Raw genomic sequence first — 16,672 nt, 5'->3', positions numbered from 1 at the left:
AGATGAGGACGGTGCAAAGTGCAACGGTGGCGCGTCAGGTCAGGGCGCGTTTGTCGTAGCCGGTGGCGGTGGCCCGCCATTGTTTGAAGGGATTGAAGGATCTTTCGGTGCTGTCGCCGCCTTGGTTCTGCCCCTCACGGCGAAGACGGTGAAGGCCAAGGCAACAAGGGCCGTGAACACCAGAAGCAGCAAGCCGATCGAGTAGCTGTGGGTAGCGGCCTGGTACGTTGCGCCCATCACCAGCGGTGGGAAGTAGCCGCCCAGGCCGCCCGCCGCGCTGACGAGGCCGGTGATGCTGCCCACCTTTCCTTGTGGCGCCAGCACGCCTACCCACGCGAAAACCCCGCCGGCGCCCAGACCCAGGGCGGCCGCCATCGCCACGAACGTCAGGCCGGCCGGGACTTCGCCGTCGGGCTGCAGGTTCACCACCCAGGCGAGTAGCGCGACGCCGGCAAGCGACGCGATCACCACTGGCTTGGGACCCAGCTTGTCCGCGAGCACGCCGCCCAGGGGCCGCGCCAGGACGGCGGCCAGGGCGAATCCGGCTGTGCGGGCCCCCGCCCCGTTCGGATCGAAGCTGTAGACATCGCGGAGGTACGTTGGCAGGTAGGTCGCGAATGACACGAACCCGCCGAAGACGACGGCGTAGAGGAAACACATCTTCCACGTGACCGGGTTCCTGGCGGCGTCCATGAGCTTGGGAATGACGGGCGCGCTATTGCGGCTCCAGTCGGGTGATTCCTTCATGAGGAACCAGATGAGGGCGGCCATGCCCGCCAGGAGCGCCGCGATCACGAGGTGCGTCGGGAAATACCCGATCCAGGCCACGAGCCGCGGGTTTAGGAACGCGGCGAGGGCCGTTCCGCCCATTCCGGCCCCGAATACCCCGGTGGCAAAGCCCCTCCGGGAGGGTTCGTACCAGCCGCTCACGAACGGGATCCCCACGGCGAAGACAGTCCCGGCCACGCCGAGAAGCAGACCTGCGCCGAGGACCGCGGCAAATGAGTTGAGGGTTCCGCCCACGGCCACCAGCAATATGGGCAGGATGGCGGCCAGCAGGACAAACGTGAACATGGCACGGCCGCCGTACCGGTCCGTCAGCGTGCCCACCACGATCCGGCCGAGCGAGCCTACAAACACGGGCATGGCCACCAGCACGCCCGTGGCGGCCGGATTGAGATGCAGGTTCAGAGTGTAGAAGGACCCCAGGGTGGCCACGGAGTTCCACGCCCAAAAACAAATCACCGAAGCCGAGGTGGCGAGTACTAGGTTGAGCGTCCGGTCGGCGGGTGCGGACATCGTGTGCGGCTGAGTTCCGGCCACGGTTCCCTCCTCAAAGTGGTTCAGCGGCCCGGTTTACTCCGGCGGCGCTTACGGGTGCAGGTCAGCGGTTCCGGGTGTCCCGGTCCCGGGTTCCGACGGCGGACCAACCGCGGCGGGCGGCTGTTCTTGACGTCCGTGCCGTGGAGCTCCGTCCGCCGCGGGCGCCTGCCCTGCCCATGCCGCCTGTCCGGCTGCCGTCCCGGTCCCGTGAGCGGTAGACGATGTAAGGGCGGAAAAGATAGTGGAACGGCGCCGTGAAGGCATGGACCAGCCGGGTGAACGGCCAGATCACAAAGAGAGCCATGCCCACGAGCGTGTGCAGGTGGAAGGAGAACGGCGCCGTGGCCATGGCGGCGATGTCCGGCTGGAAGATGAAGAGGGACCGGAACCACGGGGCAACCGTTTCGCGGTAGTTGTGGCCGTGCTCGCCTTCGAAGACGCTTGCCAGAGTGGTCCACAGACCGAAAAGGATCGCGGCGGTCAGCACCACGTACATGGTTTTGTCGTTCTTGGTGGTGGCCATGAACACCGGTCCGGTGGTGCGCCGACGGTAGATCAGCAAGACGATCCCGCCTAGGGTCCCGACGCCGGCGACCCCGCCCACAAGCAAGGCGTTGAAATGGTAGAACTCCTGGCTCATCCCCACGGCCTGGGTCCACGCCATCGGAATGACCAAGCCGAAGAAGTGGCCAGCGATCACGGCCAGCAAACCGAAATGGAACAGCGGGGAGGCGATGCGCAGCAGCCGGGATTCGTAGAGTTGCGAGGACCGAGTGGTCCAGCCGAATTGGTCGTACTTGTAGCGCCACACCAGCCCGCCAACCAGCACCACCACCATGACGTACGGCAAGGCTCCCCAGAGCAAGATGTCCAGGGGGGCGCTGGCAAGCATGGCGGTGCCCTCCGCAGACGGGTTCATCTCAGGCTCCCTTCACGGGCAGCAGGCGGGGATCGTAGGGGTCCAACCCCACGGCTTCGGTGGGCGGCCCGTACCCGGCCATCCGCATGACGGCCTGCTCGTCCGCCGGGGACTTCCCCGGAAGCGTGGCGCAGATGGCCTGCAGGATCCGTGCATGCGGGAGTTCGTCCCGGAGCAGGCCGAAGCGGAGCATCTCCAGGCTGGCCCGGTACCGGATAAGCAGATCCCGGCCCGCTGCCATGTCCACCACGGCCGCATATTCGAGGACCATCGGGAGGTAATCCGGCAGTTCACCGTGGGTGTCCACCAAGATGTCGCTCCGGCGGTATACCTTCTTGAAGCTGCCCAGCACTTCACCACGGCGCCGGGTGTCCCCGTCCGTCCAATAGGACAGATGCAGGGCATGGCGCCTGCCGAGGTCGAACTCGCGCACATAGTGCGCCTGGATCTCCATGGGCGGCGTGGACTCCAGCCGGTCCAGGACTTCCGCGAAATCCGCCACGGCCCCGGGGAACTCGGCCAGCGCGGAGCGCATGAGCGGCACTCGGCCGATCAGTTCCTCATCCGGGTAGGACAAGCACCAGGCCGCCGCGAGGTAGACGACTTGCTGGTTCCGGATCATGGTTGTTCACCGACCGTCGGGGTCTCCGCGAGGCCGCCGGGCTTCACGGGGAATGGTTTCTCGGGGAAGAGCCCGTCCGGAGCCCCCGTGCCGTCCCAATTCAGCAGGTTCACCCTGCCGCGCAGGGTCGTTTGGCCGGGCGCCGAGCCGGAGGTTTGCCGGTCCCGCAGGGCATTGAAGGTTTCCACCGCCACTGGAACGGGCTTGCCGCTGGCTTCGCCGAACGGCGAGGAATCCTGCATGCCCGGGCCGCCTTCGAAGTCCAGCGAGCAGCCCATCTCCTCGAGGTCGTGGGCCTGTTCCACATGGGCCTTGGGGATGACGTAGCGCTCCTCGTACTTTGCGATCGCCATCAGCCTGTACATCTCGTACATCGTCTGCCCGTCCATGCCAACGGCTTCCGGGATGGAATCGTCGGGGTCGTTGCCCATGCTGATGCCGCGCATGTAGGAGCGCATGGCCGCGAGTTTCTTCAGCACCGCGGTGACCCGGTCGGAGTCCCCGGCGGTGAAGAGCTCCGCAAGGTATTCCACCGGGATGCGCAGTGCATCGATGGCGCCGAACAGGTTGCCGGCGTCCTCGCCGTCGTGCCCCTGGTCCCGCAGCAGGTCCACCACCGGGGACAGCGGGGGAACGTACCAGACCATCGGCATGGTCCTGTATTCGGGGTGTAAGGGCAGGGCCACTTTGTACACCTTGGCCAGGGCGTAGACCGGCGAGCGCCGGGCGGCGTCGATCCAGTCCTCGGGGATGCCTTGGGCCCGGGCCTCGGCCTGGACGGCGGGATCGTTCGGATCCAGCAGCACGTCCATCTGCGCATCGTAGAGCTCCTGGGGGTCCGTGACGGACGCCGCCGCGGTGACGGAGTCGGCGTCGTACAGGAACAACCCCAGATACCGCAGCCTCCCCACGCAGGTCTCCGAGCAGACCGTCGGCAGCCCCACCTCGACCCGTGGGTAGCAGAACGTGCACTTCTCGGCCTTGCCAGTTTTGTGGTTGAAGTAGATCTTCTTGTACGGGCAGCCGGTGACGCACTGCCGCCAGCCGCGGCACTTGTCCTGGTCCACCAGGACAATCCCGTCCTCCACCCGTTTGTAGATGGCACCCGAGGGACAGGAGGCCATACAGGAAGGGTTCAGGCAGTGCTCACAGATCCGGGGCAGGTAGAACATGAAGGTCTGTTCGTAGGCGAACTTGATCTTGTCCTCGGACTCCCGACGGACTTTCTCTACGATCGGATCCAGATGGCCCATTTCGGGGGCTCCGCCGAGGTCATCGTCCCAGTTCGCGGACCAGGTGATCTTGGTGTCCTCGCCGGTGATGAGGGATTTGGGCCGGGCCACCGGGAAATCGTCGCCAAGCGGTGCGTCCACGAGGGTCTTGTAATCGTAGGTCCACGGCTCGTAGTAGTCCTTGAGCTCGGGCTGGACCGGGCTCGCGAAGATCCCTAGGAGCTTCTTCACCCGGCCGCCGGCTTTGAGCACCAGTCTGCCGCGCTTGTTCAACTCCCAGCCGCCCTGCCACTTCTCCTGGTCCTCGTAGCGACGCGGATACCCTTGCCCGGGACGTGTTTCGACGTTGTTGAACCAGACGTATTCGGTGCCTGCACGGTTGGTCCATGCCTGTTTGCAGGTCACGGAACAGGTGTGGCAGCCGATGCATTTGTCCAGGTTCATGACCATGCCCATTTGAGCCATGACACGCATCAGTACTGCACCTCCTGTGAACGACGGCGGACGGTGGCAACCATGTCACGTTGGTTCCCGGTGGGGCCAAGGTAGTTGAATGCGTAGGTCTGTTGGCCGTAGCCGCCGATCAGGTGCGAGGGCTTGACCAGCAGCCGTGTCACGGAGTTGTGGATGCCACCGCGCCGTCCCGTCGCCTCGGACTTCGGTACGTCGATGGTGCGTTCCTGCGCGTGGTGGACGTAGACCACTCCCGCAGGCATCCGGTGGCTGACCACGGCCCTGGCCACAAGAACCCCGTTGGTGTTGACGCATTCCACCCAGTCGTTGTCCTTGACTTCGATGGCGCCGGCGTCCGAAGGGCTCATCCAGACAGTGGGCCCGCCGCGGGACAGCGAGAGCATCAGCAGGTTGTCCTGGTATTCGGAATGGATGGACCATTTGGAGTGCGGTGTCAGGTAGCGGACCACCACTTCCATGGCCCCGTCCTGGCCGAGTTTGGGTTCGCCGAAGAGGCGGTGCATGTCCAGGGGCGGCCGGTAGATCGGCAGGGCCTCGCCGATGTCGATCATCCAGTCGTGGTCCAGGAAGAAGTGCATCCGCCCGGTGAGGGTGTGCCAGGGCTTGAGCCGCTCCACGTTGATGGTGAACGGGGCGTAGCGGCGGCCGCCGGTTTCGGAGCCGGACCATTCCGGCGAGGTGATCACGGGGACCGGGCCGGCCTGGGTCTGGGCGAAGGTGATGAATTTTTCCTCGGAGCCCTCTGAAAGGTCCGCGAGTTTCCGGCCGGTGCGGATTTCCAGGTCCTTGAAGCCCTGCACCGACAGCGCGCCGTTGGTAGTGCCGGAAAATGCCAGGATGGCCTCGGCCATTTTCGCGTCCGTGTCGATTGCGGGGCGGCCGTCCGCGGCGCCGCCGAGCATGACGCCGTTGGCGTGGCTGAGCCGCTTCAGAGGACCGGCAAGTTCGTAGGTGACGTTCTTGACCGTGAAGCCCAGCTTGTCGGCCAGCGGCCCGACGGCGGCCAGCTTGTCCGCGATGGCCGTGTAGTCCCTCTCGACAACAGAAAAAATGGGCATGTTCTGGCCTGGCACCGCCGGTATGGACGTGTCCCGCCAGTCCCGTACGATCCCGCCGGGCTGGGCGAGCTGGCCCGGAGTGTCGTGCTGCATCGGCACGCTGACCAGGTCCCGGCGGACGCCCAGGTGGGTTTTCGCCATCCGGGAGAACTCCTGGGCCAGCAAGTGGAAAGTGTCGAAGTCGGTCTTGGTCTCCCACGGCGGGTCGATCGCAGGGGTGAAGGCGTGCACAAAGGGGTGCATGTCAGTGGAGGACAGATCGTGCTTCTCGTACCAGGTGGCGGCCGGGAACACGACGTCGGACAGCAGCGTAGTGGAGGTCATCCGGAAGTCGGCGGAGACCAGCAAGTCCAGCTTTCCTTCGGGCGCCTGCTCATGCCATTTCACGTCCTTGGGCTTGAGCCCTTCGGCGTGGTCCTTGCCCAGGACGTTGTTGTGGGTGCCCAGCAGGTTGCGGAGGAAGTACTCGTTGCCCTTGGCGGAGGAACCGAACAGGTTTGAGCGCCACAACACGAGGGTTCGTGGCCAGTTCTCCGGGGCATCCACGTCCTCGATCGCCGGGTTCAGGGTCCGGTTCTTGAGCGCGTCAGCGATGTAGCCGGGGGTGTCCTTCGCGGTGCCGGCGGCGACGGCGGCCTCCGCCTCGTCAGCGAGGTCCAGCGGATTCCGGTCGAACTGCGGGTAGAACGGCATCCAGCCGAGCCGAGCGGACTGGGCCAGAGCGTCCGCGGTGTGCATGCCGTCGAGGGCTCCGGTGGAGAGCGGGGATTTCAGCGCGTCCGCGGAGTAGCCGTCCTGGCGCCACTGGTCCGTGTGCATGTACCAGTAGCCGGTGCCGATCATGGTCCGCGGCGGCCGGGACCAGTCCAGCGCGTTGGCCAGGGACACCCAGCCGGTCGCAGGGCGGGTCTTTTCCTGGCCCACGTAGTGCGCCCAGCCGCCGCCGTTCCGGCCCATGCAGCCGGTCAGCATCACGAGGGCCAGCACCGCCCGGTAGGTCGTGTCGCCGTGGAACCATTGGCAGATTCCGGCGCCCATGATGATCATCGAGCGGCCCTTGGACTCCTCGGCGTTACGGGCAAACTCGCGGGCCACCCGGATGCAGGCCTGCGCCGGGACGGACGTGATCTCCTCCTGCCATGCCGGGGTGTAGGGCGTAGAGGCGTCGTCGTAGCCTGCGGCCCATTCTCCCGGGAGCCCTTCGCGGCCGACACCGTACTGGGCCAGCATGAGGTCGAACACGGTGGTGACCAGTTGGCCCTCGACCTCCATGACGGGCACGCCGCGGCGGAGCACGCTGCCGGCGCCCCCCGCGTCCTCGAAGCAAGGCAGTAGGATTTCGGCGCTTTGGGCCGAGACCTCACGCAGGGACAGCGCGGGCTCGATGCCTTCAAGGTCCAGATTCCACTTGCCCTCGCCACTTCCGGAGTAACGGAACCCCAAGGAGCCGTTCGGCACGGCTGGCAGGCCGGTCTTCTTGTCGAACAGCACGGTGCGGAACGCTGCGTCCTCAGCCCCGGACTCCAGCGGGAGGTCCTTGGCGGTGAGGAACTTCGAGGGCGTGAGGGAGCCGTCGTCGCGCCGTTCGAGCCGGACCAGGAACGGCAGGTCCGTGTATTGACGGACGTAGTCGGAAAAGAAAGGCACCTCACGCTCGATGAAGAATTCCTTGAGCATGACGTGCCCCATGGCCATGGCCAGGGCGGCGTCTGTTCCCGCCTGTGCCGGAAGCCATTCGTCCGCGAACTTGGTGTTGTCCGCATAATCGGGGCTGACGGTCACCACCTTGGTGCCTCGGTACCGCACCTCCGCCATCCAGTGCGCGTCCGGGGTCCTGGTAACGGGGACGTTGGAGCCCCACATCATGAGGTAGCCGGCGTCCCACCAGTCACCGGATTCCGGGACGTCGGTCTGGTCCCCGAACACCTGCGGACTGGCAACGGGCAGGTCGGCGTACCAGTCGTAGAAGGACGTCATCACCCCGCCGATCAGCTGGATGAACCGGGTCCCGACGGCATGGGAGACCATGGACATCGCCGGGATCGGAGAGAAGCCGGAGCAGCGGTCCGGGCCGTAAGTCTTGATGGTGTTGACGTGTGCGGCGGCGGCGATTTCGATGGCTTCCTGCCAGGACACCCGCACCAGCCCACCCTTGCCGCGGGCCTGCTGGTAGCGGCGGCGGCGTTCCGGGTCCCCTACAACGTCGGCGAAGGCCAGCACCGGGTCGCCGAGCCTGGCCTTCGCTTCGCGGTACATTTCGACGAGGACGCCCCGGGCGTAGGGGAAGCGGACGCGCGTAGGCGAATAGGTGTACCAGGAGAACGCGGCCCCGCGGGGGCAGCCCCTGGGCTCGTATTCCGGGCTATCCGGCCCCACGGAGGGGTAATCGGTCTGCTGTGACTCCCAGGTGATGATGCCGTCCTTGACGTACACCTTCCAGGAACAGGAGCCCGTGCAGTTCACCCCGTGCGTGGAACGAACCACCTTGTCATGGCTCCACCTGTCCCGATAGAAAATATCGCCACTGCGCCCGCCCTCCCTGAAGACTGCCCTGCCGTCGTCGGTCTGGTCCCATTTGGTGAAAAACCGGGCCAGCTTCAACATTGCATCTGATGCGGGTCCATCTAACCCCGCATGAGGTTCGGCAGTCATGCCTTCGAGCCTAAATTGCGATTTCCACCCATGGATAGGGCCGAACGGCCCTAGACCTCCAATGCGGGACAGCCTTCGGAAAGCCGGGGACTAGGCCGGGACGTGGTCCCGGTCCGGCTCCGCTGCTACGAGGGTGCCGTCATCGAACGGCATCTCGTCCAGGTCGATCAAAGGGTTGGTGTCCTGAGTGGCCACCAGCTCGTGAGCCTCCGCCGGGGTGTCCACGCTGGGCATGGAACCGGGGAGTGGGCGCTGCGCAGATTCACGCAGGAAGTAGATGGCGATTGCGCCAACCACGGACGTGCCCATGAGGTAGTAAGCCGGCATCATGTCGTCGCCCGATGCCTTGATCAAGGCAGCGACAATGAACGGCGTAGTACCGCCGAAGATCGCCACGGAGAAGTTGTAGGCGATACCCATGCCGCCGTAACGGCTCGACGTCGGGAACAGTGCCGGCAGTGCCGAGGCGAGGTTGGCCACGTAGAACGTGACGGGGAACGCGACCAGGGCCAAACCGGCAAGGGTAGACCAAATGCCACCGAGTCCGATCAGCAGGAATGCCGGAACGGCGAAGACGACCGTGCTGATGGCGCCGATCCACAGCACGGGCCGGCGGCCAATGCGGTCGGAGAGCTTGCCGGTCAGCGGGATGCAGACGGCCATGATGACCAACACGGGAATGGTCAGCAGAGTGCCGTGAACGGGGTCGTAGCCCTTGGACTCGGTCAGGTAGGTGGGCATGTAGGAAGTCAGCATGTAGCCCACGGTGTTGGCGGCTGCGGCGAGGATCATGGCGAGGATAATCTGGCGCCAGTAAGCCTTGACGATGCCGATGGGGCCCTTGGCTACTGCGGCATCGCCCGCCGCTGCGTCCGCGGCGAGGGCTTCCTGGGCATCCAGAGTGGCTTGGAACTGGGGGGATTCCTCGATCTTGCTACGGAAGTACACGGCGATGACGCCGAGCGGTCCCGCGAGGAGGAACGGCAAGCGCCAGCCCCAGTCCTCCATGGCCGATTGGCCGATGGTGAGCTGCAGGACGGATACGAAGGCCGCGCCGAGGGCGAAGCCGATGTATGAGCCCATATCAAGGAAGCTCGCGAAGAATCCACGGCGCTTGTCCGGAGCGTATTCGCTCACGAACGTGGTGGCGCCGGCGTATTCGCCGCCCGTGGAGAAACCCTGGACGAGCTTCAGGGTGACGAGCAGCACAGCTGCCCAGATGCCGATTTGGGCGTATCCAGGCAGGAGTCCGACGGCGAAGGTGCTCGCCGCCATCAACAGGAGTGTCGTGGCGAGCACCTTTTGGCGGCCCACCTTGTCACCCAGCCAGCCGAAGATTACGCCGCCGAGGGGACGGGCCACGAAAGTTGCGGCGAATGTTCCCAGCAGGAACAGGGTCTGCACGGACTTGTCGGCCTCGGGCAGGAAGACGGGCCCCATGGTGGTGATGAGGTAGCCGAACACGCCGACGTCGTACCATTCCATGGTGTTACCGACGATCGTGCCGCCGAGTGCTTTTTTCAGCATGGGCTGGTTTACGACGTTGACGTCGGATACCTTGAGTCGACGGCGTGTTGGAAGTTTCAATTTTGAGACACCGCGTGTTGCGGTATTGCTCGTTGCAGCGGCGTTCCTAGCGCCTGCTGAAGAGTCGGTAATGCTTCGGTCTGTGGGCATTTGGGTTTCTCCTAGGGAGATCATTTGCTTGCGACATACAGCTGCTCCGCTCTGGGCAGGGTTTCAATTTTACGCGAAATTGGCCGAAATGGAGAGCCGGACTCCGAATTTCGAGGCTATTCCGGCCCATTTTCGGCGCAAATGCCTTACATCCATTTGCCCTCTACAGCCCCGGAATCACGCGGATTTGGCGTGTTCCGGGACTTCGTTACCAAATTATTTGGGCCAGGACCATGAAAAGCACAGTTTGCTGATCATTTCCGGTGAGATTCCTGTAGTTTTCCGAGCACCACCGTGGCGTCGAATTGGTCGGAATGGACTACTTTGGCGGTCAATCCGGCGAGCTCAAACAGGGCCGCGGTCGTCGGGGCTTGCCGGACGCTCGTTTCGATCAGCAGGTTACCCCCGGGAGCCAGCCACAACGGCGCCTCCCCAGCGATCCGGCGCTGCACGTCCAGTCCGTCTGCGCCGCCGTCGAGCGCCATGAGCGGTTCATACAGCCGGGCCTCCGGCGGCATCATCCTGATCGCGTCCGTAGGGACGTAAGGAGCGTTGGCCACTAGGACGTCCACGCGACCGCGAAGAGAGACCGGCAGGGCTGAATAGAGATCGCCTTCATGCACTTCTCCGCCTGCCGGCCCGACGTTGTGAGCCGCGCAGCGGACCGCAACTGGGTCGACGTCGGCGGCGTGCAGTTCGACGCCGCCCACCGCGGCGGCCACCGCGGCGCCCACGGCACCCGAACCACAGCAAAGATCGACGACGACGGCGCCCGGCCGGGCGATGCGGGCCGCCTCCTGGGCGAGGTACTCCGTGCGGCGGCGGGGGACGAAGACTCCCGGGTCCACGGCAAGGTGTTGGCCGCAGAATTCAGCCCAGCCGAGGAGGTGTTCGAGGGGCAGCCCTGAAACCCGTTGGTCGACCATCCGGTCGAGTTCCTCGGGAGTGTGCGCGGCGTCGATCAGGAGCCGGGCTTCGTCTTCAGCGAAGACGCAACCGGCGGAACGGAGCCGAGATGTCACGGCGGAGTGGGAGGGGTGGAACGTGGGTGCTGACATGGGAGAGCCTTTCGGGATACCGAGGGGTGCTCTCCGGGCCACCTAGTTCAGGCTCGCCGTGGGATCGGGAGGGAGCACCCGTGGATTGCTGCTTTGATGGGTCTCACCTCCTGGCGTAAGGACTCGGCTAGGGACACGTCGCGAGTCGCTTGAAATGCCATGCTAGCCCAGAGCCGACATGGAGGCCATGCGTGAAACGCGCTCCGGGAAAGTCAGGGTTCACAAACCCGGTCCGGAGTGTTTAGGGTGGGTGTATGGGAACACTGATTTTTGAATAGACCAGCGGGTCCTGGTTCGTCGCAGATGCTGGCTACGCCACTGCGGACGTTGATCCGACGCCGTTGAGTTTGAACCGACAAAAATCCACGCCTGTTGAGGCTTCGCCTCCGCGCCGTTCCTGTAACTGTTGCTATTTGGACCCCGCAGAGGACGTCGCGTCCCGAGACCTCCTCCGGCAAATCAAGAGCTTTAAGGAGTCCACTGCATGACACCCAACACACCGGAAACCGACGCCGGGCAGGAACCCGCCGAGCAGGAAACTGACACCCCGGCTGCCGGTGTCAGATCGAAACTGACTGACGCCCAGAAGGAGATGCTGGCCAGCAAGTCCCGTGGCGGGGCAGGGAACAGCTGGCAAAGCACCGGAAAAGGACACAAGCCCACTCAAGCGAGTGGCAAGCTGGCCAAGTCCGAGAAGAAAGTCCGTTGGTAGATCCTGCAGACAAGCGGACCGCTCCCACCTAGTATGGAAAATCCCTTCGTTTCAACGCAGAAAGGAAGAACAATGGCTGCGAAGCGCGTTGCGCAACAAATCAACTCCGAGGTAGCCAGCCACCTGGTCGAGTCCATGGATATGGCGCCCATGCCGGCCCCGGCAACTGTGGCCGTCACGCTGGGCTCAACCCAAGGGGCGGCCTGGCCGGACGGTAGCGGCAAGACCAAGCATCCTAAGGACCGCGGAGCCAGCCACGGCCGCGTCGGCCAGCAAGCGGCGGTCACCGCGGTCCACCGCACCAGCCGTCCCCAGATGCCGCACTCCTCTTAGAAATATTCGCCCGCGACACGGAAAATGCCCTGCGAGACCGGAATTCTGGTGGCGCAGGGCATTTTCCGTGTCATGGCTGGCCTAGCCGCGCCTAGCCGCGCTGGACGTCGTCGGGGGACTTGTCCGGGCGCCACCCCCGCCAGACGGGATGCCGCATCCTCTCGGTGCCGGTCCAATCGCCGAACGTCACCTCTCCTACGAGCTCGGGGGCAACCCAATGGGCGGTGGCGGCGTCCTCGGCCGGGATGTCATGGAAGGGGGAATCCTGGCGGTCGAGCCGCTCCAAGCGCTGCAGGATGTCGCGGAGTTGCCAGTCCTTGAAACCGGTGCCGACGCGGCCGGCGTAGCGCAGCTTGTCGCCGTCGGGGATCCCCACCAGCAACGCGCCAATGGTCCCGAGCCTCGCCCCGGCGCCGGGCCGCCAACCACCCACCACCACTTCCTGCGTGCGTTCCAACTTGAGCTTGATCCAGGACCTGCTGCGCCGCCCCGACTGGTACCGGCTATCCGCGCGCTTGGCCATGACCCCCTCCAATCCGAGCTCCGCGGCGCTGGCCAGAATGTCGGCAAGATCGTGCTCCAACACTTCGGATACATGGATGGGGGAGCCCGCGGCAGTCAGCCCGGCATGGAAGGCCGCCAGCCGGTCCCGGCGCTCGCCGAGCGGCAGGGAGGTGAGGTCGGCGCTGCCGCCTTTTTCGGCGCTGCCGCCTTTTTCGGCGCTGCCGCCTTTGTCGGCGCTGCTGCGGGATCCGGCGTCGTACAGGAGATCGAACAGCATGAGCTGCACGGGGACCGCAGCCCGGGCGCGTCCGACGTCGCCGGGTTTGAAGAGGTTCATCCGCTTCTGGAGCAACTCGAAACTGGGCCGGCCGTTCTTGCTGAGTGCCACGATTTCGCCGTCTGCCACGAAGTCGTGGTCCGGCCAGTACTGCGGATCCGATAGCTCGGGGTAGGTGGGGGTCATGTCGACCCCGGAGCGGCTGGTCAGCCTGATCTTGCCACCCGAACCTGAAACGATGGCGCGGAAGCCGTCCCATTTGAGCTCAAACAACCAGTCGCCGGAGGAAACATCGGCCGCAGTCCCGGAGGTTGCGAGCATGGGCGCGTAGCTGGGAGTGCCGCTCGAACGCGACGGGGCATCAGGCAACAGCAGGGTCCGGTGGCCCGGTTTGTCCTTCATCAGGTGGATCAGCCATTGCGATGGCGACTCCCCAGTGTGGATGAGCGCAAAACGGCGGATGCCGTGCAATCCGCCGCCGGGCTTGCCGGTGAGGGTAGCGATCACTTCTTTGCCGTCGCGCCATTTTTCGCATTCGAACACGCCGCTGTCCCAGATGCTGACAGTCCCGGCACCGTATTCGCCCTTTGGAATGATGCCCGCGAACTGCGCATACTCCATCGGGTGGTCTTCCGTGCGCACCGCGAGGTGGTTCTTGGCCGGAGTGTCCGGCACCCCACGTGGCAAGGCCCACGACGCCAAGACGCCGTTGTGTTCCAGCCGGAAATCCAGGTGGAAGCGGCGGGCATGATGTTCCTGGATGACGAAGATTCCGCCGGGGGGATTGGGTTCCGCATCGGCCTGGAGCGGGCGCCACCCCGGTTGGTGTTCGACGGCGGGAAACGGTTCCGGTGTCCGCTGCGGATCGCGCTTGTCCAAGTAGCTGGCCAACCGCGGGTTCACAGCGATGCCTCCGACGGCGGTGCCTCCAAGCCCGGTTCTGGCTCCGGTGCCTCCAGCGGCGGTTCTGGCGCCGGCCGCGCCGGGGGAGCCGTCGTCGTCGTTCTTGTCTCTGGATCCGATGGTCGCGTGCACGGGCGAGTGCCCGGAGCTCCCGGACGCCACCCCGGCGAAAGGGTCCTTCCCCTCTTTGACGCGCTTCATGACAGCTGTGAAGTCCAGATGCTCAAGCTTTGCTGAGGTGAGTTCCCGCCATGTCCGCGGTGCGGCCACCATTGGGTGCGCGCGTCCGCGAAGGGAGTACGGGACGATTGTGGTCTTGTTTCCGCTGTTCTGGCTCCAGTCCACCAAGACCTTGCCGTTGCGCAGGGTCTTCTTCATATCGCTGACCACCAGGTCAGGGTGGTCCGCCTCGAGCGATCGCGCCAATTCGTGTGCGAACGCTGAAACCTGCTCCCATTTGCGCGTGCCATCCAGCCCGGCGTAGAGGTGGATCCCTTTGCTGCCGCTCGTCACAGGGACGGGATCAAGCCCGATGTCCTGCAGGATGCTGCGCGCCAGCTTGGCCACTTCAACGCATTCGGCGAGGCCTGTGCCCGGGCCGGGGTCGAGGTCAAGGACGAGGCGGTCCGGCGGCAACATGGTTCCGTCGGCGTCCACCTGCCATTGCGGCACGTGGATCTCCAAGGCGGCTATCTGGGCCAGCCAGGTCAGTGTGGCGAGGTTGTTGACGAGGGGGTAAACGTTGCTGTGGTCCCGGTGCTGGATGGTGACGCGCGGAACCCAGGACGGGGTGGAGTGGTCCAGGTTCTTCTGGAAGAACATCTGCCCGGGGTCCTCCGTGGTCCCTACGCCGTGCACCCAACGCTTACGCGTGGCGGGCCGGTTGGCGGCGGCGGGGATCAGGAACGGTGCCACGGCTGCGTAGTACTCGAGCACTTCGGCCTTGGTGGTGCCAGTCTCCGGGTAGATGATTTTGCCCAGGTTGGTGAGCGTCAGTTCATGGCCTTCAACGTTGACGCGTTCCTTTTGGCTGGTTGCCACCTCTTCACCTCCGCCGAGTTGTGATGTTCACTTAGTGCATGAGGGCCATATGGAAGGGTTCTATCGCGTTCGGGCTGGTCAACGTGCCCGTCAAGCTCTACAGCGCCACCGAGGACCACGATGTCAGTCTTCACCAAGTCCACAACAAAGACGGAGGCCGCATCCGTTACCAACGGAAGTGCGAAATCTGCGCCTCTGTTGTGGATTACGAGGATATCGACAAGGCCTACGAAGAGGAAGGCCGCACGGTGGTGCTGTCCTCCGCGGATTTGAAGTCCCTGCCCGCGGAGAACAGCCGCGAAATCGAGGTAGTGGAGTTCGTCCCGGCCGAGCAGTTGGACCCCATCATGTACGAGCGGCCCTACTACCTGGAGCCGGATTCCAAGTCGCCCAAGGCCTACATGCTGCTTCTGCGCACCCTCCAGGACACCGAGCGCGTGGCCATTGTGCAGTACGCCCTCCGGCAGAAGACCAGGCTGGGGGCCCTGCGCGTGCGGGGGGACGTCCTGATGCTGCAATCCCTGCTCTGGGACGACGAGGTACGTGAAGCCAACTTCCCGTCGCTGGAGACCGACGTCAAGATCTCGGACAAGGAGCTGGAGATGTCCTCGGCCCTGGTGGACTCCATGGCGCGCGACTTCGAGCCCGAGCAATACACCGACAATTACCAGGTGCAACTGCGCCAACTCATCGCGGCCAAACTCGAAAAGGGCGACTCCATCGACACCGAGGAGACGTTCGGCGTGACAGTAAGCGAAGGCGTGGGCGGCGAGGTCATCGACCTCATGGAGGCCCTCAAGCGGAGCCTTGAGAAGAAGCGCGGCAAAGGATCCCCCGGCAGCGAGGAGTCCGACGACGTCGGGACGGCCAAAGCGGCCAGCAAGCCCAGGGCGCGGGTCAAGAAAGCCTGACGCGGCGCCGTCGTGCGCTCCAGCGAGCACTGGACATGTCCCTCTGGGCGCTCCGAGGAACAGTGGACATGTCCCTCGTGCGAGGCGAGGAATGGACATAATGCGAATATGTCCATTCCTGGGTCCGGGCGGAGAGCATGTCCGGTGGATGGCCTAGTGGTTTCGAAGGGCCGAGATGAGTTCGGCCTTCTTCTTGCTTGAGTAGCCTGTGAGGCCCAGTTCCTTGGCTCGGGACTTGAGTTGGGGCACTGTCCAGTCCTCATAGTCGCCCGAGGTGCCGCCCCGCCGGCCGATTTCCTTGCGGCCCACCTTGGCAGCGGCATTCGAGATCCTGGCGGCCTTTTCCTTGGAGGTGCCGTCCTCGCGGAGGGTTTCGTAGAGTTCCGGATCTTTGAGGCTAGGATTCTTCTTGCTTGGCATGCGTTCCTCCTTCGGTCGAGGTCCCGGCTATGAGGGGGAGCTCCATCCGGAACCCGCAGCGGCATTGCAACACCTTTGTCGCCAGGTACACGTCGAGAAGATCTATCGCGGGGTCCTCGGTGGACATCGGCGCATACACGCTGTGGAATCCGGTTCCCGAAATTTTCATGGGTTCGCCGCAATGGATGTATTCGCCGCCGAATTGGAGCACATCCGATACCGTTCCACGCTGGTTCAGGATCTCCGCGACGTCCTGGAATGTAGCCGAATGGGCATAAGCAGTGTCGCATTCTGCGCAAATGTAGGCGATATCCACGAGCTCTGCCATCGGCGATTTGAGGGGCTCTATGGAATCAAGAATCACGTGCTCATTGGTGCCGCAAGTGCCGCACCAGATTCGTTCAGCCCGGGGACGCGGTGCGCCGGCGGGGACAATCGGGTCAGAGATAGTCGGCATTGACCTAACCCCTTGGACCGGAAAGTGGGGGGGGCGCCGCGGGGGGGGGCGCGCGGGCGGGGGGGGTGGTGGTGGTGTATGGAGTGCGTGGGGTTTGGG

General features: G+C 64.6%; 13 protein-coding genes. 3 read left to right on the top strand and 10 right to left on the bottom strand.

Going from position 1 to position 16,672, the window contains the following annotated elements:
* Window positions 1-39 precede the first annotated feature (39 nt).
* The 7 genes from OOZ51_RS15065 to OOZ51_RS15035 form a co-directional block, all read right to left on the bottom strand.
* Window positions 40-1,323, bottom strand: a complete 1,284-nt coding sequence (locus tag OOZ51_RS15065; RefSeq protein ID WP_323054762.1) for an MFS transporter — start codon at window positions 1,321-1,323, stop codon at window positions 40-42.
* A 61-nt stretch (window positions 1,324-1,384) separates the two neighbouring features.
* A complete protein-coding gene (narI, locus tag OOZ51_RS15060; protein ID WP_265980602.1) occupies window positions 1,385-2,242 on the bottom strand; it encodes a respiratory nitrate reductase subunit gamma in 858 nt (285 codons plus the stop codon).
* A gap of 1 nt (window position 2,243) precedes the next feature.
* Entirely contained in the window at window positions 2,244-2,864 is a 621-nt protein-coding gene (gene narJ, locus OOZ51_RS15055; RefSeq protein WP_265980601.1) for a nitrate reductase molybdenum cofactor assembly chaperone, read from the bottom strand.
* A complete protein-coding gene (gene narH, locus OOZ51_RS15050; RefSeq protein WP_265980600.1) occupies window positions 2,861-4,570 on the bottom strand; it encodes a nitrate reductase subunit beta in 1,710 nt (569 codons plus the stop codon). Before narH ends, narJ begins: the two co-directional genes overlap by 4 nt.
* Complete coding sequence (locus OOZ51_RS15045; protein ID WP_265980599.1) at window positions 4,570-8,280, bottom strand: nitrate reductase subunit alpha; 3,711 nt, start codon at window positions 8,278-8,280, stop codon at window positions 4,570-4,572. Before OOZ51_RS15045 ends, narH begins: the two co-directional genes overlap by 1 nt.
* 90 nt (window positions 8,281-8,370) lie before the next feature.
* Window positions 8,371-9,957 (bottom strand): MFS transporter, encoded by a 1,587-nt coding sequence (locus tag OOZ51_RS15040; protein ID WP_265980598.1) that lies wholly within the window; start codon window positions 9,955-9,957, stop codon window positions 8,371-8,373.
* A 254-nt stretch (window positions 9,958-10,211) separates the two neighbouring features.
* Window positions 10,212-11,015 (bottom strand): putative protein N(5)-glutamine methyltransferase, encoded by an 804-nt coding sequence (locus OOZ51_RS15035; RefSeq protein ID WP_265980597.1) that lies wholly within the window; start codon window positions 11,013-11,015, stop codon window positions 10,212-10,214.
* Window positions 11,016-11,499: 484 nt separating this feature from the next.
* Here OOZ51_RS15035 and OOZ51_RS15030 point away from each other — a divergent pair, with 484 nt between their 5' ends.
* Window positions 11,500-11,727 (top strand): hypothetical protein, encoded by a 228-nt coding sequence (locus OOZ51_RS15030; protein ID WP_265980596.1) that lies wholly within the window; start codon window positions 11,500-11,502, stop codon window positions 11,725-11,727.
* Between the two features lie 72 nt (window positions 11,728-11,799).
* Entirely contained in the window at window positions 11,800-12,060 is a 261-nt protein-coding gene (locus tag OOZ51_RS15025; RefSeq protein WP_265980595.1) for a hypothetical protein, read from the top strand.
* A 91-nt stretch (window positions 12,061-12,151) separates the two neighbouring features.
* Here OOZ51_RS15025 and OOZ51_RS15020 read toward each other — a convergent pair whose 3' ends face one another.
* Window positions 12,152-14,785, bottom strand: a complete 2,634-nt coding sequence (locus OOZ51_RS15020; protein ID WP_265980594.1) for an ATP-dependent DNA ligase — start codon at window positions 14,783-14,785, stop codon at window positions 12,152-12,154.
* Window positions 14,786-14,823: 38 nt separating this feature from the next.
* On the opposite strand from OOZ51_RS15020, the gene ku reads away from it, so the two are divergent.
* The gene (ku, locus tag OOZ51_RS15015) at window positions 14,824-15,696 is read left to right on the top strand and encodes a non-homologous end joining protein Ku (protein ID WP_265980593.1); all 873 of its coding nucleotides are present in this window, start codon (window positions 14,824-14,826) and stop codon (window positions 15,694-15,696) included.
* 153 nt (window positions 15,697-15,849) lie between these two features.
* On the opposite strand, the gene OOZ51_RS15010 is transcribed toward ku, so the two are convergent.
* Window positions 15,850-16,116 (bottom strand): DUF7218 family protein, encoded by a 267-nt coding sequence (locus tag OOZ51_RS15010; protein WP_265980592.1) that lies wholly within the window; start codon window positions 16,114-16,116, stop codon window positions 15,850-15,852.
* The gene (locus OOZ51_RS15005) at window positions 16,094-16,573 is read right to left on the bottom strand and encodes a hypothetical protein (protein WP_265980591.1); all 480 of its coding nucleotides are present in this window, start codon (window positions 16,571-16,573) and stop codon (window positions 16,094-16,096) included. Before OOZ51_RS15005 ends, OOZ51_RS15010 begins: the two co-directional genes overlap by 23 nt.
* Window positions 16,574-16,672 lie beyond the last annotated feature (99 nt).

This window comes from Arthrobacter rhizophilus (assembly GCF_026241105.1).
GTDB lineage: Bacteria > Actinomycetota > Actinomycetes > Actinomycetales > Micrococcaceae > Arthrobacter.
Note: the sequence above shows the minus strand (reverse complement) of the source record. Positions and strands in the feature narration are given on the sequence as shown.